The organism is Humibacter sp. (assembly GCF_035547335.1).
Classification (GTDB): Bacteria; Actinomycetota; Actinomycetes; order Actinomycetales; family Microbacteriaceae; genus Humibacter.
This window is the reverse complement of record NZ_DASZVF010000009.1, coordinates 91,061-114,264: the sequence shown is the minus strand read 5'-3', so window position 1 is coordinate 114,264 and position 23,204 is coordinate 91,061. Positions and strand designations below refer to the sequence as shown.

Annotated in this window: 25 protein-coding genes and 3 tRNA genes; 14 read left to right on the top strand and 14 right to left on the bottom strand. The window is 68.0% G+C overall.

What is annotated here, in order from left to right:
• Window positions 1–19: 19 nt before the first annotated feature.
• A complete protein-coding gene (locus VHB92_RS02540; RefSeq protein WP_325451051.1) occupies window positions 20–847 on the top strand; it encodes an HNH endonuclease family protein in 828 nt (275 codons plus the stop codon).
• A gap of 44 nt (window positions 848–891) precedes the next feature.
• On the opposite strand, the gene VHB92_RS02535 is transcribed toward VHB92_RS02540, so the two are convergent.
• Entirely contained in the window at window positions 892–1,458 is a 567-nt protein-coding gene (locus VHB92_RS02535) for a YdeI/OmpD-associated family protein (RefSeq protein WP_325451049.1), read from the bottom strand.
• A complete protein-coding gene (locus VHB92_RS02530) occupies window positions 1,455–2,423 on the bottom strand; it encodes a TIGR01777 family oxidoreductase (protein ID WP_325451047.1) in 969 nt (322 codons plus the stop codon). Before VHB92_RS02530 ends, VHB92_RS02535 begins: the two co-directional genes overlap by 4 nt.
• 187 nt (window positions 2,424–2,610) lie before the next feature.
• Between VHB92_RS02530 and VHB92_RS02525 the strand changes: the two genes are divergently transcribed.
• The gene (locus tag VHB92_RS02525; RefSeq protein ID WP_325451045.1) at window positions 2,611–3,996 is read left to right on the top strand and encodes a glycine--tRNA ligase; all 1,386 of its coding nucleotides are present in this window, start codon (window positions 2,611–2,613) and stop codon (window positions 3,994–3,996) included.
• 255 nt (window positions 3,997–4,251) lie between these two features.
• On the opposite strand, the gene VHB92_RS02520 is transcribed toward VHB92_RS02525, so the two are convergent.
• Both VHB92_RS02520 and VHB92_RS02515 read right to left on the bottom strand, forming a co-directional pair.
• A complete protein-coding gene (locus tag VHB92_RS02520; RefSeq protein WP_325451043.1) occupies window positions 4,252–5,277 on the bottom strand; it encodes a zinc-dependent alcohol dehydrogenase in 1,026 nt (341 codons plus the stop codon).
• 58 nt (window positions 5,278–5,335) lie between these two features.
• Window positions 5,336–5,815, bottom strand: a complete 480-nt coding sequence (locus tag VHB92_RS02515) for a DUF1772 domain-containing protein (protein ID WP_325451041.1) — start codon at window positions 5,813–5,815, stop codon at window positions 5,336–5,338.
• Between the two features lie 72 nt (window positions 5,816–5,887).
• On the opposite strand from VHB92_RS02515, the gene VHB92_RS02510 reads away from it, so the two are divergent.
• Window positions 5,888–6,928, top strand: coding sequence for an alcohol dehydrogenase catalytic domain-containing protein (locus VHB92_RS02510; protein ID WP_325451299.1), 1,041 nt, complete (start codon window positions 5,888–5,890; stop codon window positions 6,926–6,928).
• A 133-nt stretch (window positions 6,929–7,061) separates the two neighbouring features.
• On the opposite strand, the gene VHB92_RS02505 is transcribed toward VHB92_RS02510, so the two are convergent.
• Window positions 7,062–7,205 carry a hypothetical protein gene (locus VHB92_RS02505; RefSeq protein WP_325451039.1) on the bottom strand — a complete coding sequence of 48 codons (144 nt, stop codon included), beginning with the start codon at window positions 7,203–7,205 and terminating at the stop codon, window positions 7,062–7,064.
• Between VHB92_RS02505 and VHB92_RS02500 the strand changes: the two genes are divergently transcribed.
• The gene (locus VHB92_RS02500; protein WP_325451297.1) at window positions 7,174–7,497 is read left to right on the top strand and encodes a DUF898 family protein; all 324 of its coding nucleotides are present in this window, start codon (window positions 7,174–7,176) and stop codon (window positions 7,495–7,497) included. The two genes, VHB92_RS02505 and VHB92_RS02500, sit on opposite strands and share 32 nt — an antisense overlap.
• 317 nt (window positions 7,498–7,814) lie before the next feature.
• On the opposite strand, the gene VHB92_RS02495 is transcribed toward VHB92_RS02500, so the two are convergent.
• Window positions 7,815–7,901: transfer RNA gene (locus VHB92_RS02495), tRNA-Leu, on the bottom strand.
• A 190-nt stretch (window positions 7,902–8,091) separates the two neighbouring features.
• Here VHB92_RS02495 and VHB92_RS02490 point away from each other — a divergent pair.
• The 7 genes from VHB92_RS02490 (at window position 8,092) to pknB (ending at window position 17,110) form a co-directional block, all read left to right on the top strand.
• Window positions 8,092–8,832, top strand: a complete 741-nt coding sequence (locus VHB92_RS02490; RefSeq protein WP_325451037.1) for a DUF3662 and FHA domain-containing protein — start codon at window positions 8,092–8,094, stop codon at window positions 8,830–8,832.
• On the top strand, window positions 8,829–9,521 hold the full coding sequence (locus VHB92_RS02485; protein WP_325451035.1) for an FHA domain-containing protein FhaB/FipA: 693 nt from the start codon (window positions 8,829–8,831) through the stop codon (window positions 9,519–9,521). The genes VHB92_RS02490 and VHB92_RS02485 overlap by 4 nt, the downstream gene beginning before the upstream one ends.
• Before the next feature lie 3 nt (window positions 9,522–9,524).
• The gene (locus tag VHB92_RS02480) at window positions 9,525–10,769 is read left to right on the top strand and encodes a PP2C family serine/threonine-protein phosphatase (protein WP_325451033.1); all 1,245 of its coding nucleotides are present in this window, start codon (window positions 9,525–9,527) and stop codon (window positions 10,767–10,769) included.
• On the top strand, window positions 10,753–12,150 hold the full coding sequence (locus VHB92_RS02475; RefSeq protein ID WP_325451031.1) for an FtsW/RodA/SpoVE family cell cycle protein: 1,398 nt from the start codon (window positions 10,753–10,755) through the stop codon (window positions 12,148–12,150). The genes VHB92_RS02480 and VHB92_RS02475 overlap by 17 nt, the downstream gene beginning before the upstream one ends.
• Window positions 12,151–12,153: 3 nt before the next feature.
• On the top strand, window positions 12,154–13,605 hold the full coding sequence (locus VHB92_RS02470) for a penicillin-binding protein 2 (protein WP_325451029.1): 1,452 nt from the start codon (window positions 12,154–12,156) through the stop codon (window positions 13,603–13,605).
• Window positions 13,602–15,311 carry a serine/threonine protein kinase gene (locus VHB92_RS02465; RefSeq protein WP_325451027.1) on the top strand — a complete coding sequence of 570 codons (1,710 nt, stop codon included), beginning with the start codon at window positions 13,602–13,604 and terminating at the stop codon, window positions 15,309–15,311. Before VHB92_RS02470 ends, VHB92_RS02465 begins: the two co-directional genes overlap by 4 nt.
• Before the next feature lie 71 nt (window positions 15,312–15,382).
• On the top strand, window positions 15,383–17,110 hold the full coding sequence (gene pknB / locus VHB92_RS02460; RefSeq protein WP_325451024.1) for a Stk1 family PASTA domain-containing Ser/Thr kinase: 1,728 nt from the start codon (window positions 15,383–15,385) through the stop codon (window positions 17,108–17,110).
• 271 nt (window positions 17,111–17,381) lie between these two features.
• Here the strand turns inward: pknB and VHB92_RS02455 are convergent, their stop codons facing one another.
• The 3 genes from VHB92_RS02455 to VHB92_RS02445 are packed head-to-tail and all read right to left on the bottom strand — an operon-like array spanning window position 17,382 to window position 19,080.
• Entirely contained in the window at window positions 17,382–18,020 is a 639-nt protein-coding gene (locus VHB92_RS02455; protein WP_325451022.1) for an anthranilate synthase component II, read from the bottom strand.
• Window positions 18,017–18,178: a hypothetical protein gene (locus tag VHB92_RS02450; RefSeq protein ID WP_325451020.1), complete on the bottom strand. Its 162-nt coding sequence runs from the start codon at window positions 18,176–18,178 to the stop codon at window positions 18,017–18,019. The genes VHB92_RS02455 and VHB92_RS02450 overlap by 4 nt, the downstream gene beginning before the upstream one ends.
• On the bottom strand, window positions 18,178–19,080 hold the full coding sequence (locus VHB92_RS02445; RefSeq protein WP_325451018.1) for a class E sortase: 903 nt from the start codon (window positions 19,078–19,080) through the stop codon (window positions 18,178–18,180). Before VHB92_RS02445 ends, VHB92_RS02450 begins: the two co-directional genes overlap by 1 nt.
• A gap of 162 nt (window positions 19,081–19,242) precedes the next feature.
• On the opposite strand from VHB92_RS02445, the gene VHB92_RS02440 reads away from it, so the two are divergent.
• Window positions 19,243–19,491, top strand: coding sequence for a cell division protein CrgA (locus VHB92_RS02440; protein WP_325451017.1), 249 nt, complete (start codon window positions 19,243–19,245; stop codon window positions 19,489–19,491).
• Window positions 19,492–19,867: 376 nt separating this feature from the next.
• On the opposite strand, the gene VHB92_RS02435 is transcribed toward VHB92_RS02440, so the two are convergent.
• Together VHB92_RS02435 and VHB92_RS02430 are read right to left on the bottom strand one after the other, a co-directional pair.
• Window positions 19,868–20,569, bottom strand: a complete 702-nt coding sequence (locus VHB92_RS02435) for a rhomboid family intramembrane serine protease (protein WP_325451015.1) — start codon at window positions 20,567–20,569, stop codon at window positions 19,868–19,870.
• Between the two features lie 207 nt (window positions 20,570–20,776).
• Complete coding sequence (locus VHB92_RS02430; protein ID WP_325451013.1) at window positions 20,777–21,316, bottom strand: peptidylprolyl isomerase; 540 nt, start codon at window positions 21,314–21,316, stop codon at window positions 20,777–20,779.
• A gap of 98 nt (window positions 21,317–21,414) precedes the next feature.
• Between VHB92_RS02430 and VHB92_RS02425 the strand changes: the two genes are divergently transcribed.
• Window positions 21,415–21,933, top strand: coding sequence for a hypothetical protein (locus VHB92_RS02425; protein WP_325451011.1), 519 nt, complete (start codon window positions 21,415–21,417; stop codon window positions 21,931–21,933).
• 122 nt (window positions 21,934–22,055) lie between these two features.
• Here VHB92_RS02425 and VHB92_RS02420 read toward each other — a convergent pair whose 3' ends face one another.
• Complete coding sequence (locus tag VHB92_RS02420) at window positions 22,056–22,475, bottom strand: NUDIX hydrolase (RefSeq protein ID WP_325451009.1); 420 nt, start codon at window positions 22,473–22,475, stop codon at window positions 22,056–22,058.
• A gap of 55 nt (window positions 22,476–22,530) precedes the next feature.
• On the opposite strand from VHB92_RS02420, the gene VHB92_RS02415 reads away from it, so the two are divergent.
• Window positions 22,531–22,779 (top strand): hypothetical protein, encoded by a 249-nt coding sequence (locus VHB92_RS02415; RefSeq protein ID WP_325451007.1) that lies wholly within the window; start codon window positions 22,531–22,533, stop codon window positions 22,777–22,779.
• A gap of 131 nt (window positions 22,780–22,910) precedes the next feature.
• Here the strand turns inward: VHB92_RS02415 and VHB92_RS02410 are convergent.
• Window positions 22,911–22,983 (bottom strand) — tRNA-Ala (locus VHB92_RS02410).
• A 142-nt stretch (window positions 22,984–23,125) separates the two neighbouring features.
• Window positions 23,126–23,199: transfer RNA gene (locus VHB92_RS02405), tRNA-Ile, on the bottom strand.
• Window positions 23,200–23,204: the final 5 nt, after the last annotated feature.

Genomic DNA, 23,204 nt, shown 5'->3' with positions numbered 1-23,204 from the left:
CGCCCGAGTGGAAGACGCCATGCCATCGCAATCCAGCCCGCTGCGCCGACGACGAGCGATTCAGCATCCCCGTGCGCACGGACGCCTGCTGCGCTCCCTCGTCGTTCCCGTGCTGGCGGTGACCGGAATCCTGCTCAGTGCGTGCGCCACGAACGCCTCCGCCCTCGCCGGAGGGGATTCGACCAGCACCACGACGGCGACGCCCTCGTCCTCGGCCTCGTCGTCCTCGCCTTCTGCGACCGCCGGAGCGGGCACGGCGCTCGCGCTGCTCGCTGCGCTTCCGGTCAAGGGCAAGGCCCCGCACACCGGATACGACAGGGTGGGCGACTTCGGTACCGCGTGGAAGGACGTCGACCGCAACCACTGCGACACCCGTGACGACGTGCTGGCGCGCGACCTCACGGCCGTCACCAAGCAGGGGTCGTGCACTGTCGAGACCGGAGTGCTGAACGACCCGTACACGGGCAAGACGATCGACTTCACCCGCGGTGTCCGCACTTCGCTGCTGGTGCAGATCGATCACGTCGTTCCGCTCTCGAACGCCTGGCAGACCGGAGCGCAGCAGCTCAGCCAGGAGCAGCGCGAAGCGCTCGCGAACGATCCGATCGAGCTGCTCGCCGTCGACGGCCCCACCAACGAGAGCAAGGGCGACGGGGATGCCGCCACCTGGCTCCCGCCCAACCGCGGATTCTGGTGCTCCTACGCCGCGAAGCAGGTGTCGGTGAAGGCGGCGTACCACCTGTGGGTGGCGCCGGCCGAGCATGACGCTCTGGCGCGCATCCTCACGACGTGCCCCGACGAGCCTGCGCTGAAGTCGACGCTTGCGCCTTCCGTCGGGCTGGGCTGAGCCTCGCCCGCACCGGCACGCGCCGACCGGCGGGTCGCCGGTGCTCAGTCGGTGTGGGGGCTTCGGAGATCGGCGACGACGTCGGACACGTAGCGTGCGCGTGTCTCTGCGCGCTTCGCGAGCGCAAGCTTCGTCAGGGCCGCGCGCCGCACCCCCGGCGTGAGCGCCTCCCAACCGGCGCGAACGCCAGCGGCCTCCAGGGCGGTGGCCAGGTCGTCGGGCACGACGAGAGCGTCAGCGGCGTCGAGGATCGTCCACATGCCGTTGGTCTTGGCCTCGTCGACGAATCGCCTGCCGGCATCCGTCATGCGTCCCTCGCGCTCCAGCCGCTCCACGCGCTCCTTGTTGCTGCGCGACCAGGGTGAGGCCGGGCGCCGCCGCACGAACCACAGTGCTGAGCGCTCGTCGTCGATCGACTTCGACTGGCCGTCCACCCAGCCGAACGCGACGGCTTCGGTGATCGCCTCGTCGTAGCTCATCGCGGGCCGCCCTGTCGCCGGCCGCCACGACACGAGCCAGACGCCAGGTGATGAATCGTGATGCTCCTCGAGCCACCGGCGCCATTGCTCGGGCGTCTCCAGATGCACGTGCTCGGCATCCCTCGGGCTCACGCAGGCTCCTGCCCGAGGTACGCCGCGATCGCGGCATCCACTGTCTCGTCGCGAAACCGGAAGCCGTCGCCCAGGAGCGCGGTCGGCAGCATGCGCTGACTGCTCAGGATGAGCTCCTGAGCGGCATCCTGAAGCGCCAGGCGTAGCGCGAAGCCGGGGACCGGCATCCCGTACGGGCGGTGAAGGCGGCGGGCGAGAGTCCGCATGAACTCCGCTTCGGTCGCCGGTGCCGGGCCGGCGAGGTTCACCGCTCCGCTCAGGCCACCTGCCGCCGGCTCGGTGCCGATGATGTGGTCGATGGCCGCGGCCTCGTCGTGAAGGCTGATCCACGGCCACCACTGCCGGCCACCTCCGATGGGACCGGCGAGGCCCGCGAGCGCGATCGCCCGCAGCGGAGGCATGGCTCCGGTGGGCCCAACGACGAGGCCGGTGCGCACGAATGCGACGCGCGTCAGGTCGGATGCCGCGGCCGCCTCCTCCTCCCACGCCTTGACCACGGCGGAGAGGAACCCGCTGCCTCGCGGCGACCTCTCCGTGAGGTCTTCGTTGACGCGGTCGCCGTAGTAGCCGACTGCGGATGCGCTGACGAAGACGGACGGCGCGCGCTCGGCCGCTCGGATGGCGTCCACGATCGTGCGCGTGGCATCCAACCGGGACTCGATGATGACCTTCTTATATGCGGGCGTCCACGGCAGCCTGCTGGTCGGGGCCCCGGAGAAGCTCACGACGGCATCCGCACCGCTCACGACGGCGGGGTCGAGGATGCCCGCTGCCGGCTCCCACTGCACCTCCTGCTGCGTACGCCCCGAGCCGACTCCCGCGGGCCTGCGCACCAGTCGCACGACCTCGTCGCCGGACGCGCGCAGCCGTTCCGTGAGCGCGGACCCGATCATGCCGGAGGCGCCGGCGATCACGATGCGCCGCGTTCGGCGACCGGGAGACGCGCAGCCCGTCTGTTCGCTCATGTGCCGCCCTTCGCCGCGTATCCGGCCTTCCGATACACCTCAGTGTGTCGCGGATGCGGTCGGTTGTCGTCCCCTCGACAGGGCGTGGATCGTGCCACCGAGGCACAGCGGCCGGGCGCCCTCTCCGTCACCTCTAAAATGAGTCTTCACGTGCTCCCATCCCAGATCCTCGAAAGGGGAAGCACCCATGCCCGATCAGAACGCGCTCGATGCCGTCATCGCCCTCGCCCGCCACCGCGGGTTCGTCTTCCAGTCGGGCGAGATCTACGGCGGATCGAGGTCGGCGTGGGACTACGGGCCCCTGGGCGTCGAGCTGAAGGAGAACATCAAGCGCCAGTGGTGGCAGACCATGGTCACCGGACGCGACGACGTGGTCGGTCTCGACTCGAGCGTCATCCTGCCCAAGCAGGTGTGGGTGGCATCCGGTCACGTGGGCGTCTTCAACGATCCGCTCGTGGAGTGCCTGCACTGCCACAAGCGCTTCCGGGAAGACCACCTGATCGAGGCGTACGAGGCGAAGAAGGGCAGGGCGCCGGAGAACGGGATGGGCGACATCGTCTGCCCCAACTGCGGCACTCGGGGCCAGTGGACGCCTCCGCGCGACTTCAACATGATGCTCGAGACCTACCTCGGGCCCATCAAGGACGAGTCGGGACTGCAGTACTTGCGTCCCGAAACCGCGCAGGGCATCTTCGTCAACTTCGCCAACGTCGTGCAAGCATCCCGCATGAAGCCGCCGTTCGGCATCGGGCAGATCGGCAAGAGCTTCCGCAACGAGATCACGCCGGGCAACTTCATCTTCCGCACCAGGGAGTTCGAGCAGATGGAGCTCGAATTCTTCGTGGAGCCGGGAGACGACGAGAAATGGTTCGAGTACTGGATCGACGCCGCCTGGGACTGGTACATCGATCTCGGTGTCGACCCGATGAACCTGCGACGCTACGAGCATCCCAAGGACAAGCTGTCGCACTATTCGAAGCGCACGATCGACATCGAGTACCGCTTCGGCTTCACCGGCGGCGACTGGGGTGAGCTGATGGGTGTGGCGAACCGCACCGACTTCGACCTCACCACGCACACCGAGCACTCGGGCAAAGACCTCTCGTTCTTCGACCAGGGCCGCAACGAGCGCTACATCCCCTACGTCATCGAGCCGGCGTTCGGCCTCACGCGATCGCTCATGGCGTTCCTCGTGGATGCCTACCACCAGGAGGAAGCACCGAACGCGAAGGGCGGCACCGACGTACGCACGGTGCTCAAGCTCGACCCGCGACTGGCACCCGTGAAGGTCGCCGTACTCCCGTTGTCGCGCAATGAGAGGCTCTCTCCCGTGGCACGCAAACTCGCGTCCGACCTGCGCAAGCACCGCAACGTCGAGTTCGATGACTCGGGGGCCATTGGCCGCCGCTACCGCCGACAGGACGAGATCGGCACGCCGTACTGCGTGACGGTCGACTTCGACTCGCTCGACGACGACGCGGTGACTGTACGCGACCGCGACAGCATGGGGCAGGAGCGCATCCCGATCGAGGGACTGGATGCCTACCTCACGGAGCGCCTCCGCGAGCGCTGACCCGCGCTCCCGCCCCGCGGGTTGAGCCCGTCGAAACCCCGGAACCGCGGGTTGAGCCTGTCAAAACCCGGTCCCCGCAAAGCGGGTTTCGACAAGCTCAACCGACGGTCGGACGACACTCACACTCCCGCGGGTTGAGCCTGTCGAAACCCCGGAACCGCGGGTTGAGCCTGTCGAAACCCCGGAACCGCAAAGCCGGTTTCGACAAGCTCAACCAGCGGTGGGGCGGCACTCACACTCCAGCGGCGGGACGGCTCACGTCCTGGGGTCGACGTGCACCTTCGGTCCGGCGGAGGCGCCGACGGGATGCCGTCCCGCGAGCACGGCCTCAACCTGATCGAGGCCCACCGTCGCGGCGACCAGCGGACGCGCGTCCACCGTGCCCGACGCGAACGCCGCGATGGTGGCGTCCAGACCGGGTGAGGCGCTCAGGATCCCCGTGGCCGTCACATCCTTCAGCAGGAGCGCGCGCGTGTCGAGGGTGCTCGGCTGCGACGCGATGCCGATGAACACGACGCGGCCGCCCGGCTGCACGAGGTCGACGACGCGAGCCGCTGTCGAGGCGTCCGTCGCCGCGTCGATGATAGCGTCGAATGGTTGCTGCTCGAACGACTCCCAGCCGATGGATGCGCTGAAGCCGAGCGACCGGGCGAACCCGACGGAGGACTCCGACACTCCGACGAGCCGCACGTCGCGTCCCGCCGCGCGCACGAACATCGCGGCGAGAAGGCCGATCGTGCCGGGTCCCACCACCAGCACACGCTCGGCCTCCCGGCCGGAGTCGAGCATGAGAGCCGCCTGCGCCGCGCGCAGGGCGTTGCCCGCCGGCTCCACGAGGGCGCCGAGCTGATCGTCCACGGTGTCGGGAAGCGCGTGCAGGGAAGTCGCGGGCACGGCCATCCGCTCGGCCAGAGCGCCCGGCCGCCCTCGGCGGATTCCCACCTCCTCCCGCTCGGCGCACACGTGCTGCCGTCCGCTCATGCAGAGCCGGCAGCGGCCACACCCCAGCATGGTGTCGCCCGTGACCCGCCTGCCCAGCCACGACGCATCCACTCCGTCGCCGATGCCGGTGACCACTCCCATCCACTCGTGGCCGATCCGCACCGGGTAGCTCGCGTTCCCGTCGTGCAGGTACGCCATGTGGCCCGTGTAGAACTCGACGTCGGTGCCGCACACGCCGGCGCGGAGCACGTCGACGACGACCTCACCCGGCGCCGCCACCGGCTCCGGCACGTCGGCGACCTCCGCTCGTCCCGGTCCCGTGATCACGAACGCCCGCACGGCTGCCTCCGTCCCCGTCGTCGCGGCTGTGTGACGAGCCTAGAGCGCACGGTTGCGCCTACTGGGCCAGCCCGACGCCGAGGCTGATCGCGCTGACCGTGCTGAGCACGGCACGCACGAGGTTCCATGCCGCCCAGCGCGCCTCCCCGAACCTCCGGCGTATGGATGCGGCATCCAAGGCTGCGTCCGTCGACGCCGCCTTGAGCGCATTGTTGACCGGCAGGTGCACCGCCATCGTGATGACGACGCACGCCGCCGTGCCGACGAGCGCCACGATCGCCCAGACAGCCGGAGCATCGCTCCACGAGCCCACAGTGGCGACCGCGCACAGCACGGGCGCGCCGAAGAAGATCGCCAGGAGGAACCACGGATTCACGATCGCGCGGTCGAGCGCGGCGAATGCCGTCACGAACGTGCGATCGTCCACGCGGCGCAACCCCGGCATCACGGCGAAGGCGTAGAGCTGGAACACTCCCGCCAGCAGCCCGGTCGAGACGGTCGCCGCGACCAGGGCGGCCGTGCTGATGATGTCCTGCATGGCTCGACGGTAGCGGTCAGAACGACGTCGACGAGCGAGCCACCCGACGAGAATGGGCGGATGGCGGAGACGATGCGGGCGGTCGTGTACGACGAGATCGGCGAACGGCCTGGCATCCGTCGAGTCGCTGTCCCCGCATGTCCGTCCGACGGCGCGCTCGTGCGCGTCGAGGCGACGGGCGTGTGCCGCTCCGACTGGCACGCGTGGCGCGGGCACGATCCGGTGCCGCTGCCCATCATCCCGGGCCACGAGTTCGCCGGTGTGATCGCGGAGGCCGGCGCGGACGTCACGCGCTTCGCACCCGGAGACCGCGTCACCGCGCCGTTCGTGAACGGCTGCGGCCACTGCGAGTGGTGCCTGCGAGGCGATGCCCAGGTGTGTCCTGACCAGTCGCAGCCCGGCTTCACCCGCAACGGCTCGTTCGCGGAGTACGTCGTCGTGACGGCCGCGGACACCAATCTCGTCGCTCTGCCCGACGGTGTGCGCACGGATGCCGCTGCCGCCCTCGGCTGCCGCTTCGCGACAGCCTTCCGCGCCGTCACCGTGCACGGGAGGGTCGCCTCGGGTGACAAGGTCGTCGTGTTCGGATGCGGCGGCGTCGGCCTCTCCGCCGTCATGATCGCGGCGGCGCTCGGTGCGCACGTCACCGCGGTGGACGTCTCGGATGCAGCGCTCGCCCGAGCCCGTGAACTCGGCGCGACCAACGTCATCCGGTCGACTCCGGACTCCGCGCCAGAGGATGCCGTACGGGAGGCGACCGGCGGCGGCGCGCAAGTGTCGATCGACGCGCTGGGCTCACCCGCGACGGCCGGGGCTGCCGTGCGCAGCCTGCGTCGACGCGGCATCCACGTGCAGGTGGGCCTCATGCTCGGCGATGCCGCGCTGGCACCGCTTCCGTGGGACCGCGTGGTCGCGTGGGAACTTTCGGTGATCGGCTCGCACGGCATGAGCGCGGCGGACTACCCCGCGATGCTCCAGCTGATCGCCGACGGCCGCCTCGACCCGGCGGCCCTCATCGGATCCGTCACCGACCTCGAGGGCGCGATCGACGCGCTCGAGGCGATGGATGCGCCGCAGCCGGCGAGCGCCGGAATCGTCATCGCGCGGCCATAGTATCCGGCGGGCCGTCGCCCATCCACGTGGGTCGATGCGATTCGGTGCGCCCAGCGGAGCGGCCCCTTCATTGGGGAGCGGTCCGTGACGACGGCCTCGCCTAGGGTCGTGCAGGCGCCATCCCATTCAAGGATCACGCGCGAGCAGCCAGCACCACCACCACTTCGACCGAAGAAGGATCCTCCCCCATTGCCAAAGACACCCGGTTCACGTTCGACGGCGGGGCGGGCACGTACGTCGGAACCATCATCCTCGGCTTCTTCATCACCGTGATCACGCTCGGCATCTGCTACCCGTTCGCGCTCGTGCTCAAGCAGCGCTGGCGCGCGAAGCACACGTACATCGACGGCCAGCAGCTCGTGTTCACCGGATCGGCCATCGGACTCTTCGGCCACTGGATCAAATGGTTCCTGCTGTCGATCATCACGCTCGGCATCTACCTGTTCTGGGTGGGACCGCGCCTTCAGCGCTGGATCACCGTGAACACGGAGTTCGCCGCGCCGGTCGCACCCTTGCAGCCTCTGGTGCCTGGGGCGTTCGTCGTGGCATCGCCCGCTGCCAGGGCGTAGCGGAGAGACCCTGTCGGGCGCGCGGGACGCTCGTCGTCGCTAGCGCCCCTCCCCCGCCGCCGCGCGGCGCGCGGAGCCTCCAGCGCTGGGGGCCCGCCCATCCCTGTGGGGCTTCGCGTCCCCGCACGTACGAATGACAAAGAGCCCGGGCTCCAGGTTCCCTCTGCGCGCTCGAGGGGGTCGTTGTCCCTAGCGCCCCTCCACACGCCGCTGCGCGGCGCGCGGAGCCTCTGGCGCTGGGGGCCCACCCCTGCGCGGCTTCTCGTCCTCCGCACGTACCAAACGGAAAGGCCCCGGTTTCCCGGGGCCTTTCCGTTTGGTGCGCGAGGGGGGAGTTGAACCCCCACGCCCTTTCGGGCACACGGACCTGAACCGTGCGCGTCTGCCTATTCCGCCACTCGCGCCGATACGTCGACACTCGCGTGCCGACCCAGAGAGGCTAGCATGCAGCGGCGGACGATGCCATTTGGCGCCGACGTCATCCGGGCGCCAAGCGCGGCCCCGCCGCGACCCACCACACGCAGGCTGCGACCGGGGCCCTTCACACGGTGTGCGGCTAACATGCACATAGTCGTCGGGCAGATCGGGAGACCTGTGGGCATTCTGGACAATTTCGAGAAGGGCCTCGAACGCGCCGTCAACGGTGCGTTCGCGAAGACCTTCCGGTCCGGCCTGCAACCGGTCGAGCTGACGAGCGCTCTGCGCAGGGAGCTCGACACGAAGGCCGCCGTCGTGACGCGGGACCGCATCCTTGCGCCGAACGACTTCACGCTGCTGCTCTCCCCCAGCGACTACAAGCGCATGCGGGCCATGGGCCCCGCGCTCACCGACGAGCTCACCGACTTCGTGCAGCAGCACGCGCGCACGCAGCACTACCAGTTCGCCGGCGGCATCCAGATCAGCATGCGGCCCGACGAGTCGCTGTCGACCGGCATCCTCCACGTCGAGTCACAGAACATGAAGGGCGACGTCGCCTGGGTGCCCGTGCTCGACATCGCAGGCAAGCGGTATCCGCTCGCGAAGGGGCGCACCGTCGTCGGCCGTGGTCGCGAGGCCGACATCACGGTGGATGACACCGGCACGTCCCGCAAGCACATCGAGATCGCGTGGGACGGCGCGCACGCCCAGGTGCGCGACCTCGGTTCGACCAACGGATCCCAGCTCGACGGCCAGCCGGTGAAGAAGGCCGTGCTCGACCCCGACTCGGTCATCACCATCGGGCGCACGCGCATCGTGTTCCGGGTGCTGCCGCAGGCATCCGCCGCCAGGCAGCGAACCACGGAGCCCGACGACGTCAGCCGCAGACACGACATCGACGGGTTCTGGCAGCGATGACCGTCAGCACCCTCACCCTCTTGGTGCTGCGCGTCGGGTTCCTCCTGCTGCTGTGGCTGTTCGTGTTCGCCATCGTGTACGCGCTGCGCAGCGACCTGTTCGGTCAGCGTGTGCGCAAGCTGCAATCGGATGCCCAGTCCGGCCCGTTCGCACACGTGCCGTCGGCCCCGTCCGGGTCGCCGTCGCCTCGCACCCCCGGCACGGGAGTCGCCGCGGGCGGTGCGGCTTTCGGGGGCGCCGTGCCGACGCCGGACCACCCTCTCGCCGGCCTGGCCCGGCCCACGACGGATCCCGTCGAGCAGCAGCCCGGAGGCGCGCGCACCTCAGGGTTCGATCAGCACACCGGTGCGTTCCCGAACCGGGGCGGCTTTCCCAACCGCCCGATGGCCACGGTGCTCACCGCGAACAAGCTCGTCATCACGTCGGGCCCGCGCCGCGGCACGGAGATCCCGCTCGGCAACGAGCCCATCACCATCGGCCGCTCCGGCGAGTCCGGCCTCGTCATCCGCGACGACTACACGTCGACGCACCACGCCCGGCTCATGCTGTGGAACAACGAGTGGATGGTGCAAGACCTCGACTCCACGAACGGCACGTTCCTCGACGGTCAGCGCGTGACCGTGCCCACCCAGGTTCCCCTCGACGCACCCATCAAGATCGGCACGACGACGTTCGAGCTGCGACGGTAGTCCATGGTGACCTCGATCAGGGCCGCTGCGGCGTCGCATGTCGGCAAGGTGCGTTCGAACAACCAGGACTCCGGATACGCCGGAGCCTCTCTTTTTCTCGTGGCAGACGGAATGGGCGGCCACGCCGGAGGCGACGTCGCGTCGGCGATCGCCACCAACCGCATCAAAGAGATCGACCACGACTACCCGACGGCAGAGGATGCCCAGGTCGCTCTGCAGTCGGCGCTGCTGGCGGCGAACGGCCTGCTCGCCGAGACGGTGTTCGAGCATCCGGAACTCACCGGCATGGGCACCACCGTCAGCGCCCTGCTCCGCGTCGACGGCAAGGTGGCGCTCGCGCACATCGGCGACTCGCGCATCTACCTGCTGCGCGACGGCCGGCTGAAGCAGATCACCATCGACCACACGTTCGTGCAGCGACTCGTCGACACGGGACGCATCACGGAGGAGGAGGCGCTGACGCATCCGAGACGGTCGGTGCTGATGCGCGTGCTCGGCGATGTGGACTCGTCGCCGGAGATCGACACCTGGACGCTTGACACGCTCCCCGGCGACCGCTGGCTGATCTGCTCCGACGGGCTCAGCGGCGTGGTCAAGCCCGAGCTGATCGAGGGCATCCTCGCGAACGTCGACTCTCCCAAGGCTGCAGCCGACCGACTCGTGCGGGCGAGTCTGGATGCGGGTGCGCCCGACAACGTCACCGTCGTCGTCGTGGACATCGACCGCGACATGGACGGCGTGCGGGAACCCATCACCGTCGGCTCGGCGTCGGCTCCCGTGCTCTTCGAGCAGGAGGTAAGCACGCACACCCGCGCGCTGCGCTTGCCCGCGCTGCGGCTGCATCCGGCTCGACCGGCCACCGGACCGACCCACTTCGAACCGCAGACCGACGACTACCTCGACGAGCTCATCGAAGAGGACCAGCGACGAGCCAGGCGGCGCAGGCTCACCTGGCTGCTCAGCGCCATCCTGCTCGTGGTCGCGCTCGTGCTGGCCGCGATCCTCGGCTACGAATGGACGCAGTCGCGCTACTACGTCGGGGAATCGCACGGCAAGGTCGCCGTCTTCCAGGGCGTGCAGCAGAGCCTGGGACCCATCTCGCTCTCGCACGTGCACACGCAGACGAACATCTCCGTCGACAGCCTGAGCGCGTACGAGCGGCAGCAGGTCGAAGACACCATCAACGCGTCGTCGCTCTCCGACGCGACCCGGATCGTGAGGCAGCTCTCCGATGACAGCTCCGGCTAGCGCGACGGCACCCTCCGCACGCTCGGGCGCCACCACCGCGCCCGTGCGGCGCATCCGCCTGCCCAAGAAGCTGCGCAACCTCGAGCTCGGCCTGCTGATCTTCGCGTGCGCGATCAACGCCATCGCGGTCGTGCTCGTGGAGCTCGGCGCCCTCGGACACCTCGACTTCACGCTCGTGTACCTCGGCGCCGGCCTCTCGGCGCTCGTCGTGGCCATGCACGTGGTCATGCGCTATCTGGCACCGGATGCCGACCCCTTCATCCTTCCTATCGCCACGGCGCTCAACGGCATCGGCATCGCGGAGATCTACCGCATCGACATCGCCAGGCACGATTCGGGCTGGGAATCGGCCGCCGTCCGGCAGATCGTGTGGACCGCGATCGCCGTGGTGTGCGCCATCGCCGTGATCGTGCTCATCCGCAACCACCGGGTTCTGCAGCGCTACACGTACGTGTTCGGGTTCGGAGCACTCGTGCTGCTGCTCCTGCCGATGCTTCCGCTCATCGGACGCCAGGTGAACGGCGCGCGGGTGTGGATCGGCATCGGCTCCTTCAGCTTCCAGCCGGGCGAGCTCGCCAAGATAGCGCTCGCGATCTTCTTCGCCGGATACCTGGTGCAGGCGAGGGACTCGCTGTCGATGGTCGGCAAGAAGGTGTTGGGCATCCGGTTCCCGCGACTGCGCGACCTCGGCCCGATCCTCGTGCTCTGGGCGATCTCGATGGCCGTCATCGTGTTCCAGCATGACCTCGGCACCGGTCTGCTCTACTTCGGGCTCTTCCTCGTCATGATCTACGTGGCGACCGCCAGAGTCGGCTGGGTGGTCATCGGACTCGTGCTCTTCATCGGAGGGGCGCTCATCGCCAGCCGGGTGCTCGACTACGTGCAGGGACGATTCCAGAACTGGCTCAATCCGTTCAACGACCACGTGTACAATGCGTCGGGCGGCAGCTACCAGCTCGTGCAGGGCCTGTTCGGGCTGTCGCACGGCGGGCTCCTGGGCACCGGCCTTGGACAAGGGCATCCGACGGTCACGCCGCTGGCGGAGAGCGACTACATCATCGCCAGCCTCGGCGAGGAGCTGGGCCTGATCGGCCTCTTCGCTATCCTCTGCCTCTATCTGCTGTTCGTCTCGCGCGGATTCCGCGTCGGCTTCGCCAGCCAGGACGACTTCGGCAAGCTCCTCAGCGTCGGCCTCGCGTTCACCGTCGCGCTTCAGGTGTTCATCGTGATCGGCGGCATCACGCGGGTCATCCCGCTCACCGGTCTCACGACGCCGTTCCTCGCCGCCGGCGGCTCCTCGCTCGTGGCCAACTGGATCATCGCGGCGCTCCTGCTGCGCCTCTCCGACACCGTGCGCAACCAACCCAGGCTGGTGGTGTAGCCCGTGAACAAGGAGATCAAGCGCGTCAGCATCGTGGTGCTGTGCATGTTCCTGGCGTTGTTCGTATCCACATCGGTGATCCAGGTCGGCGTCGCCGACACCCTGAACGCGGATGCCCGCAACTCGCGAACCCTCTACGACAGTTACCAGGTGCAGCGCGGATCCATCCTCGTCGCCGGCCAGCCCGTCGCGCAGTCCGTGCCGAGCAACGACGCCTACAACTACCAGCGTCAGTACCCGCAGGGGCCGCTCTACTCGTCGGTCACCGGGTTCTTCCCGATCAGCGGCGCGCCCACCGGCATCGAGGGCGCCATGAACAGCGAACTGAGCGGAACGTCGAACGACGACTTCTTCGACCAGCTGCAGAACCTGGTGACGGGCAAGCATCCGCAGGGCAACTCCGTCGAGCTCACGATCGATCCGGTGGCGCAGAGGGCGGCATACGACGCGCTGGGCAGCCAGAAGGGCGCCGTCGTGCTGCTCCAGCCCAAGACGGGACGCGTCCTCGCGATGGTCTCCAAGCCCGACTTCGATCCGAACACGCTCGCCGTGCACGACGTGAAGCAGGTGGATGCCACCTACCAGCAGTTGCTCGACGCGCCGGGCGACCCCCTCATCAACAAGTCCATCAACGAGCTCAACCCTCCCGGCTCGACGTTCAAGCCGGTCGTGCTCTCCGCGGCGCTGGAGAGCGGCGACTACACGCTCGACTCGCAGATGCCCAACCCGTCGAGCCTCACGCTGCCCGGCACGAACACCAAGATCTTCAACGACTCGTTCACCTCGTGCGGCCCCGGCGACACGGTCTCGCTCGAGACCGCGCTCATCCTGTCGTGCAACATCCCGTACGCCGAGCTGGCGATGAAGCTCGGCTCGAGCGCGATCAAGGCGCAGGCCGAGAAGTACGGGTTCAACCAGAGCTTCCTGGTGCCCATGCGCACCTCGGCCAGCCAGTATCCCGGGTACAGCAGCCTGGCCGACACCGCGATGAGCGGGTTCGGGCAGAAGGACGACAAGGCGACGGCGCTGCAGATGGCGATGAACTCGGCGGCCATCAGCACGGGCGGCGTGGTCATGAGGCCGAACCTCGTGGAGTCCGTGCTGACGCCGGACCTGCAGGCGAGGGAGTCCTTCAAGCCCACGGAATTCGGTCGATCGACCAGTGAAGACACGGCGGACAAGATCGCTCAGACCATGGTCAAGGACGTCTCAGAGGGCGTCGCGAGCAATGCAAGAATAGACGGGGTCAAGGTCGGCGGAAAGACCGGGACCGCGCAGAACGGCGACAAAGACCCGTACACGCTGTGGTTCACCGGATTCGCTCCCGCGAACGATCCTCAGTTCGCCGTTGCGGTCGTGGTCGACAATGGTGGCGGACTAGGTCAGAGCGGCAACGGAAACTCCGTCGCCGCTCCGATCGCGAAGAAGGTACTTGAGGCGGTGCTTGGCAAATGAGACCCACGGCAGGGCTCACGTTCGGCGGACGATATGAACTCCAGTCGCGGATCGCCATCGGCGGTATGGGCGAGGTGTGGCAGGCCACCGACCTCGTCATCGGCCGCCAAGTCGCCATCAAGATCCTCAAGGATGAATACCTCGGCGATCCGACGTTCCTCGAGCGCTTCCGTTCCGAGGCCAGGCACGCCGCCCTCGTCAACCACGAGGGCATCGCCAACGTCTTCGACTACGGCGAAGAAGACGGCAGCGCCTACCTGGTGATGGAGCTCGTGCCCGGCGAGGCGTTGTCCACCATCCTCGAGCGCGAGCACACGCTGTCCACCGACAAGGTGCTCGACATCGTGGCCCAGACGGCGGCCGCGCTGCACGCGGCGCACGCCGCCGGTCTCGTGCACCGCGACATCAAGCCAGGCAACCTGCTCATCACACCGGATGGCCGCGTCAAGATCACCGACTTCGGCATCGCCCGCATCGCCGACCAGGTGCCGCTGACCGCGACCGGCCAGGTGATGGGCACGGTGCAGTACCTGTCTCCGGAACAGGCTTCCGGGCATCCGGCCTCGCCGACCACCGACATCTACTCGCTCGGCATCGTCGCGTACGAGTGCCTTGCCGGGCGCAGGCCGTTCACCGGCGAGTCGCAGGTCGCGATCGCGATGGCGCAGATCAACGAGCAGCCGCCGCCACTGCCTGTGACGGTGAGCGAGCCGGTGCGCAACCTCGTCTACTCGTGCATCGCGAAGAACCCGGCCGAGCGGCCGGCATCCGCCGCGCATCTGGCACGCGCGGCGACGGCGCTGCGAAGGGGCGACATCCAGGCCGCTGCCGCCGCCGTTCCCGCCGTCCTCGGCGACGAGACCGACACCACGCGCTTCAACACCCTGCTCCTGCCGGGCGGAGCGGCTGCCGCGGCCGGCGGGGAGACGCAGGCCACCACCATCCTCTCGGCCACCGAGGCGGAGGAACCGCCCGCGGAACCCACGAAGAAGAAGCGCAGCCCGTGGACGTGGCCGCTGATCGCGCTCATTGCGCTGCTGGCCATCATCCTGATCGCCACGCTCATCGCGCTGCTCACTCAGAGCCACGGCAACCCGTCACCGACGTCGCCGCACACGACAGCGTCGACGCCCACGCACACCACGTCGACGCCGAAGCCGACGCGCACCCAGTCGCAACCGACGTCGGCGACGATCAACGCCGCCGACTACAAGGGCAAGACGTACGACCAGGCGGTCGGGGCGCTGAACGCACTCGGGTTCCAGAAGATCACCCGCAACGTGGGCACGGCGGCGCCGTCGCCCGACAAGGTGAACACGGTCTACGACATCAACCCGACCGGCACGGTTCCGTTCACGAGCACGATCACGCTCACCATCTACGGCGATGTCACGCCTCCCTCGAACCCCACCGACACGGTGACCCTCGTGGGCAACAAGGCGATCGTCGGCCAGCCGGCCACGTTCAACTTCGGGTCGGCGCAGTGCCCGGCCGGTCAGAACCTCACCGGCCGCCAGCTCTACGTGGACGGCAAACCCACGGGTCCGACGAGCGGCACCCAGGCGCAGTACACGTTCGGCGACACCAACCAGCACAACGTGACGTACACGATCTTCTGCGGCCAGTCCGTGGAGTCCGGTCAGTCCCCGCCGCTGGCGGTCACAGCCCAGCAGGCCAACGGCGGTGGCGGCGGCGGCAACCAGTGAGCCGCATCTGATCCGGCCGCCGTCGCCGGGGTGTACCGAACACTCAACTTGGCCCCATTACACTGTTCGCAGTGCTGCCTGACGTCGAGTACCCCGCAACAGATGAACCCCGCATGCTCGCGGGGCGATACCGTGTCGGTGAGCTCATCGGACGTGGCGGGATGGCCGATGTGCACAAGGGTGTCGACATCCGTCTCGGCCGCACCGTGGCCATCAAACTGCTGAAGCCGTCGCTCGCCACCGATCCCGCTTTCCGCACGCGTTTCCGCCAGGAGGCCCAGGCGGCCGCGCGCATGGCGCACCCCACCATCGTGCGCGTCTTCGACGCGGGCGAGGAGACGGTGCGCGATGCCATGGGCAACGAGGTGCAGGCGCCGTTCATCGTCATGGAGTACGTCGACGGTGTGCTCCTGCGCGACATCCTGCGCAAGGGTCCGCTCGACCCGGCGGAGACGGCGCGCATCGCATCCGGGCTCCTGACGGCGCTCGAGTACTCGCACCGGGCCGGTGTCGTGCACCGCGACATCAAGCCGGGCAACGTCATGGTGACCCGCGCCGGCCAGGTGAAGGTGATGGACTTCGGCATCGCCAGGGCCATCAGCGACTCCTCCGCGACCGTCGCCCAGACCACGGCCATCCTCGGCACCGCCAGCTACTTCTCTCCCGAGCAGGCCAAGGGCGAGACGGTGGATGCCCGCACCGACCTGTACTCGACGGGCGTCGTGCTCTTCGAAATGCTGGCGGGTCGTCCGCCATTCCGCGGCGACACCGCGGTCGCCGTCGCCTATCAGCACGTCAGCGAGCAGCCGGTCAAGCCGAGCGCGGTCAATCCGAGCGTGTCACCCGCGTTCGACATGGTCGTGATGAGGGCGCTCGCGAAAGACCGCTACCAGCGCTACCAGACCGCGGCGGAGTTCCGGGACGACCTGGAGCTCGCCGCATCCGGCAAGGTTCCCGTGCACAAGAAGCGCGGCGACGCCTTCGATGCCACCCTCTTCGGGGAATCGGCCACCAGCCCGACCCCCACCGAGGCCGCCCTGCGCCAGCTCGCCGACGACGACCAGGTCGTGCGCACACAGAGCCGGCCGCCCGTGCTGTGGATCTGGGCGGGCGTGCTGAGCATCGCCGTCATCATCGCCGCCCTGCTGCTGTGGGTGTTCAACCAGTCGCCGACACAGCATCTCGCCAGCAATGCGGCGAAGGTCCCGGCCGTGGCCGGCATGACGGTGGATCAGGCCACGAAGAAGCTGCACGACATCAAGCTGTCGCCGACGTTCACCGAGGAGTCCAGCACCTCCGTGCCCAAGGGAAAGGTCATCCGCACCGACCCGGGCGCCGGAGTCATCGCCAGCAAGGGCGACAGCATCGCCGTGTTCGTCTCCAGCGGCGCCAAGGCCGTTCAGGTGCCAACGGATGTCGCGGGCAAGTCCATAGACGACGCTCAGAAGGAGCTGCAGGGGCTCGGCTTCAAGATGGGCCAGATCACCCAGCAGGATTCGCCGACCGTGCCGGCCAACGTCGTCATCGCCACGACGCCCGCGGGCGGATCGCAGGCTCACGAAGGCGACACCATCAACTTCGTCGTGTCGAACGGTCAGGTGACCCTGCCCGACCTCACCGGTCAGACGGTTCAGCAGGCCAGGACCACGCTGCAGGATCCCAAGCTCGGTCTCATCCCCGATCCCGAACCCGACCCGTCGTGCAAGACACAGACCGGCGCGCCCGTCAACCATCAGGATCAGGCGCCCGGCCCCGTCCCGCAGGGATCGACCATCAAGTTCACGTACTGCACTGGGTAGCTTTTGTGGGCCTGCGGCCCACCGCGGTTGGCCAGTAGCGTGGCTGGGAACCGGCGACGTACACGCCGCCGCCTCACCGAGCGTCTTACGCCCCGCAGACACCGACCCGTCTCACACCGACTGCCTGCACACGATGCGGAGAGACACCGGGGGTTGAGCCTGTCGAAACCTGTGCGGCCTCCCGAGGGCACCGCGGCGGCCGGGTTTCGACAAGCTCAACCGGCGGCCCAACCAAACGACGGCCGGTTTCGACAACCCAACCCGTGGGCGTTCAGCCGACGGCGAGCAGCGGGTCGAGCGTGCGGGCACGCTCCTTCGCGGACTCCAGTCCTGCCACGGCCAGCCAGTTGCCGAGCATCCGGTATCCGTCCTGAGTCAGCACCGACTCGGGGTGGAACTGCACCCCGAAGATCTGCGCCTCACGGTGGCGAAGACCCATGATCACCCCGCCAGGGGTGCGCGCCGTCACCACGAGCTCGTCCGGAACCGTGCCGTCGACGACCGCGAGCGAGTGGTACCGCGTCGCGACGAACCCCTGACGGACGCCGTCGTAGAACGGCGATCCGTCGTGGTCGACGACCGAGGTCTTTCCATGCATGAGCTCTTCGGCATTCGTCACGGTCGCGCCGAACGCCTCAGCGATCGCCTGGTGTCCGAGGCACACGCCGAGCAGCGGCGTCCCGGATGCCTGTGCAGCCCCGACCATGGCGATCGACACCCCGGCATCCGCGGGGGTGCCGGGACCCGGCGACAGCAGCACGCCGTCGTAACTCGCCAGCACGTCCGCCACGTCCGCGGCGTCGATGGCGTCGTTGCGCACGACGTCGGTCTCGGCGCCGAGCTCGCGCAGGTATCCGTTCAGCGTGTACACGAAGCTGTCGTAGTTGTCGATCACGAGCACGCGGGTCATACGGCCACGGTTCCTTCCTCGTTGCTCTGCAGCAGACTATCGACCCACGGGAACACCCACGTGACGAGGCAGTACAGCACCACGGCCGCCAGCACCACGAGAAGCAGAATCCTCAGCCACACAGGTCCGGGCAGCAACCGCCACAACGCGCCGTACATCAGCTGCCTCCGACTTCGGCTGCGATCTCTTTCGGTGGTCCGGCCGACAGCGGTTGCCACGACTCGAGCACCCCGAACGCCGCGATGCGCTCCTGCGCGTGATACGGGGGATTGCACGTCGTCATGGTGATGTAACGGTCGCCGGGCTGCGCATCCTTCACCTGGGGAACGGAGTAGAGCACCTGCACGGCGCTCGGCGTCACGTACTCCATGTTGCGGAACCGGTACGTGTAGTAGCCGTCCTTCGTCTGGATGTAGATGGCATCGCCCACCTGCAGCTTCGAGACGTCGAGGAACGTGTTCCCGTACCCGGTGTCGTGGGCCGCGATGGCGAAGTTGCCGACGTCGCCTGGCATGGCCGTGTTCGGATAGTGACCGACGCCGGCGTTGTAGCTGTTCAGCACGGACTCCACGTCGACGGTCTCCCGGATGGTGCGCTTCCAGTCCGCGCCGAACCGAGGCACATAGATGACCGCGAACGGCTGAGCGGGTCCCGGGGCCTTCATGACGGGCGGCGGGCCGTAGTCGACGGTCTTCGTGCCATCCGGTGTCGCGACGGGCGTTGGCGTCGGCTTGGGGGCATCCTTGGCGTGCTCGAGGAACTTCTTGCTCTGCTCAGCCGCAGCGCTGTTCTGCTGGGCATTGAGCACGGCGGACTGCCACCAGGTCTGCCAGCCCAGGAAGAGCAGCACGAGCACGCCGGCGGTGACCAGGAGCTCGCCGATCACACCGACGACAGATACCTTGCGGCGAGGTTTCGAACCCGACGACGGATGTCTGCCGCTGGCATGCCGACGCTGCCCCCGTCGCGTCTGCGGCGACGCGCCCTCGGAGTCCTCCTGGGCGGGCAGCGTCTCGGCGAGACGCCAGTCCTCCCTGGCGGATTCCTCTTCATCGGTCACGAATCGCGAGTCTAATCGGCGACGCTCGAAGACCGCCTAGGGACTGCCTGTCAAAACCGAGCGCGGCTCACCCTCGTGCACGCGCTCAGAGGCTCAATCGGGTCGGTGGTGCGAGCGAGCACGCACCACTCTCCCCTCAATCGCCTCTAGAATGTTCGGACTATGGCTTCCAAGACCCGCACCAAGCGCTCCTCTCGATCGGTCGAAGACGTCCGGTCGAACGACGAGGCTCCCAACCCGGTCTGGTTCCTGCCGGTCATGCTCGGATTCATGATCGTGGGTCTGGTCTGGATCGTCGTCTTCTACGTGAGCGGAAGCCAGTACCCGATCCCGCAGCTCGGAGCGTGGAACATCCTCATCGGCTTCGCTATCGCGTTCGTCGGGTTTCTCATGACCACCCGCTGGCGCTGACCCGGCACTCTCCTCTTGTTGCGATTCCGCCCGCTTGAGGCGCGCTATCGCCACCTCGGTCCTCGATCACCACTTCCCGGAAGCCCCAGGCCGGTGCGACATCGACGTCGCCAGCACGTGAAGCACCCGCACGGGCACCACACGTACTTGTGCAGGAGAGCGGCGAGGGTGCGGCGCCCCTCAACCCCGACCGAAATCAGGATGACGTGCGAGTCGGCCGCGATATGGGCACGAAGCGCCGCTCATCCTGAGCTCAACCGGCCTCCGGAGCGCTGTCGCACGTAGCCGTCGACCGAATCAACGAGCACCGCGAGATCCGGCAATTACACGCCTGTAATTATCCCCTTGTGAGAAACCCTGTGGATAACTTCGGGCGTCAGCCTGCGAAGACGCGCCAGCTGCCAGCCAGTACCAGCACGACGGCGAGCGCGACGAGAAGCACGATCTGCAGCGGCTGCCGCGACCTCGAGCGGGTGCGCGTGTAGATGAGCCCCACCAGCGCGCCGCCCGCAAGACCACCAACGTGCGCCTGCCATGCGATGCCGAAGCCGGGCAGGAAACTGATCACCAGGTTGATGCCGACCAGCACGAGCAGCTGCGTCACCGGTCCGCCGAGGTGCCGCTGGATTATGAGCAGCGCCGCCATCATTCCGAAGATGGCACCGGATGCGCCGACTACCGGCTGCAACGGCGAGTCGAGAAGGTAGACGCCCACCGAGCCGGCGATCGCGCTCAGCACGAAGAGCGCGGCATACCGCGCCCGACCGAGCATGGGCTCGAGCACGATGCCGAAGATCCACAGCGTGTACATGTTGAGCGCGATGTGCAGGAGATTGCCGTGCACGAACGCCATGGTCAGCATCCGCCACGGCTCGTACTGCCCCGGATAGCCGTACGCTCCTGCGTACCAGAGCCCGCGGGTGACCGGACCCGAGCCGAGACCGGTCACCCATTGCGCGATGAAGACGACGACGCACAGCGCGATGATCGCGTAGGTCACGACGGGCTGGCGCGGACCCGTGATGCGGGTGAGGAACGCCGACCTCGTGCGCGGCGCGCTCGCACGCTGCTGCTTCATGCACTCAGGGCAGATGAACCCGACGGGCGCCGGAGTCTGGCACTCTCCGCAGATGGCGCGGCCGCACCGTTGGCACCGCACATAGGTCTGCCGGTCCGGATGCCGGTAGCAGACGAGCGCAGAAGGCTCCCCAGGTGAGGTCGGTTGCGACACGTTGAGGCCGGTGTTCGAGATCGCAGGCTGCAGCGCGGGCGCTGAGCGGCGGTCCTACGCCTGCTCGACGGTGATCGACTCGATCACGACGTCGTCGAGCGGGCGGTCGCGGGCATCCGTCGGCACGCCGGCGAGCTTGTCCACGACGCGACGCGACTCGTCATCGGCCACCTCGCCGAAGATGGTGTGCTTGCCCTGCAGCCAGGTGGTCGGTCCGACCGTGATGAAGAACTGGGAGCCGTTCGTGCCACGTCCGCCCTGGATGCCGGCGTTCGCCATGGCGAGCATGTACGGCTGTGTGAAGTCGAGGTCGGGGCTGATCTCGTCGTCGAAGCGGTATCCGGGACCGCCGGTGCCCGTGCCGAGCGGGTCACCGCCCTGGATCATGAAGCCGGGGATGATGCGGTGGAAGATGACACCGTTGTAGAGGCTGTCCGAGCGCGACTCTCCCGTGGTGGGGTCTGTCCATTCCTGCTCACCGGTGGCGAGGCCCACGAAATTGCGCACCGTCTTGGGTGCGTGGTTGCCGTACAGGTTGACGGCGATGTCGCCGTAGTTGGTGTGCACAGTGGCCACCGCGGTGTGCTTGGACATGGGCTCAATTCTTGCATAGCGGTTCTGTCCACCCCCTGGCCCTTCTGGCTTTCGGTGGCAAGATGGAGGAACTGCAAGAACGACCGGGTGGAGGAACCGTGAGTCTGTCACGAAAGCGCCAGAAGGAACTCAACCGGCTTCGTGCCGAAGCGCTCGACCTGTGGGGAGCCCAGCAGGATGTGCTGGGGCGGGCGAACACCGTCGCCCAGAAGGCCGGCCAGCAGGCTGCGATCTACACGCGCGAAGAGGTGGCGCCCCGGCTCCGCGAGAGCTACGACCAGTACGTGCGCCCGGTCACCCGCGTTGCAGGGGATGTGATCAGCCACAGTGTGGTTCCCGCTGTCGGCAACGTGCTGGGCACGGCGCTCAGTGTTGCGGATGTCGCGCACGACGCTCGCGTTCAGGCCGCCATCAAGCGCCTGCAGGCCGCCAAGGGCGAGCTGACGAAGAAGGCCAAGCCGCAGAAGTCCGGCCCCGGTTTCGGCACGTACCTCGCGCTTGCACTGGCAGGGGCCGCCGTGATCGGCATCGCGTACGCGGTGTGGCAGACGTTCAGAGCCGACGACGAGCTGTGGGTGGCAGAGGACGACTCGACGGAACCGCCCGTCGCCGAATAGCGCGCGAACGCAGAAGACCAGAAGCCGCAAGCCCGGGCGCCGCAAGCCCGAGAGCCGCAAGCCTGGGAGCCGCAAGCCTGGGAGCCGCAAGCCTGAGAGCCGGGGCCGCGGGGCCGGCCGCGTCACGCGATGAGGCCGGCGAATCTCAAGCCGACGTCGACGAGCGACACCTTGCGGAGCAGAGGCACCTCGCTCAGGTCGAACCAGCGGGCCTCATCCGTCGAGCCGTCCGCTTCGTTCGTGAGCGAGCCGCCGACCGTGTGCGCGCGGTAGATGATGCGCAGCGCCTGGAGTGGACCGAGGCCATGGCTGCGCTGCTCCACCGGGATCACGTGCGAATGCACGCCGATCAGCGCGTCGAGCTCGGCGTCGTAGCCCGTCTCCTCCCGCACCTCCCGCACCGCGGCGTCCGCGGGGTCCTCGCCCGCCTCCAGCCCGCCGCCCGGCAACGTCCAGCCGCTGCGTCCGTGCTTGTTCCAGTGCGCAAGCAGAACCCGGCCACCGTCGGCGATGACGGCGTACGCGGCGACGCGGATGTCCATGCAGACACCCTATGTCCACCCACCGCCACGGTCCCCAACCCGTAGACTCGCCCGCGTGACCGACAGCGCTGTTGACCTGCTCGAGCAGAGGCTCGAAGAAGAGGGCATTGCGGCCCCTGAGTCCCGACCGACGGCATCCCTCCTCCGCTTCGTCGGAGTCAGTGCGGGATTCGCCGTGCTCATCGCGCTGTGCGCCGTCGCGGTCATCACGCTGTGGTTCGCCCTGTTCGGCGACGGTCTCGCGCGACCGCTTGCTCTCATCGCGTCTCTGCTGACGCAGGGATCGATCGGTCCGGGTCACTGAGAGCGACGGCGGAAGCGGAAGCGGTCGGTCCGGGTCACTAAGAGCGACGGCGGAAGCCGAAGCGGTCGGCGGCAACGGTCATCCGTGCGCGTTCCGACGGCATCGTGCCACGCGGTTCCCGGCGGGTGAAGTGGAGCCTAGGGGAATCGAACCCCTGACCTCCTGCTTGCAAAGCAGGCGCTCTACCAATTGAGCTAAGGCCCCGTGCCTATTTGCAAGCGGGCCCCTGCCCGGCTTGCGACGCTACGCCACTCGCCGTACACGCTGCCGAGTCGCTATGGTCCGGATGGCGAGAACGTCATGTTGTGCAGCGGTTGATGTTCCTGCGCTTGCAGGAATCGAACCGTGGGGATACGAGGACTTGAACCTCGGACCTCTTCGTTATCAGCGAAGCGCTCTAACCGCCTGAGCTATATCCCCTGGAT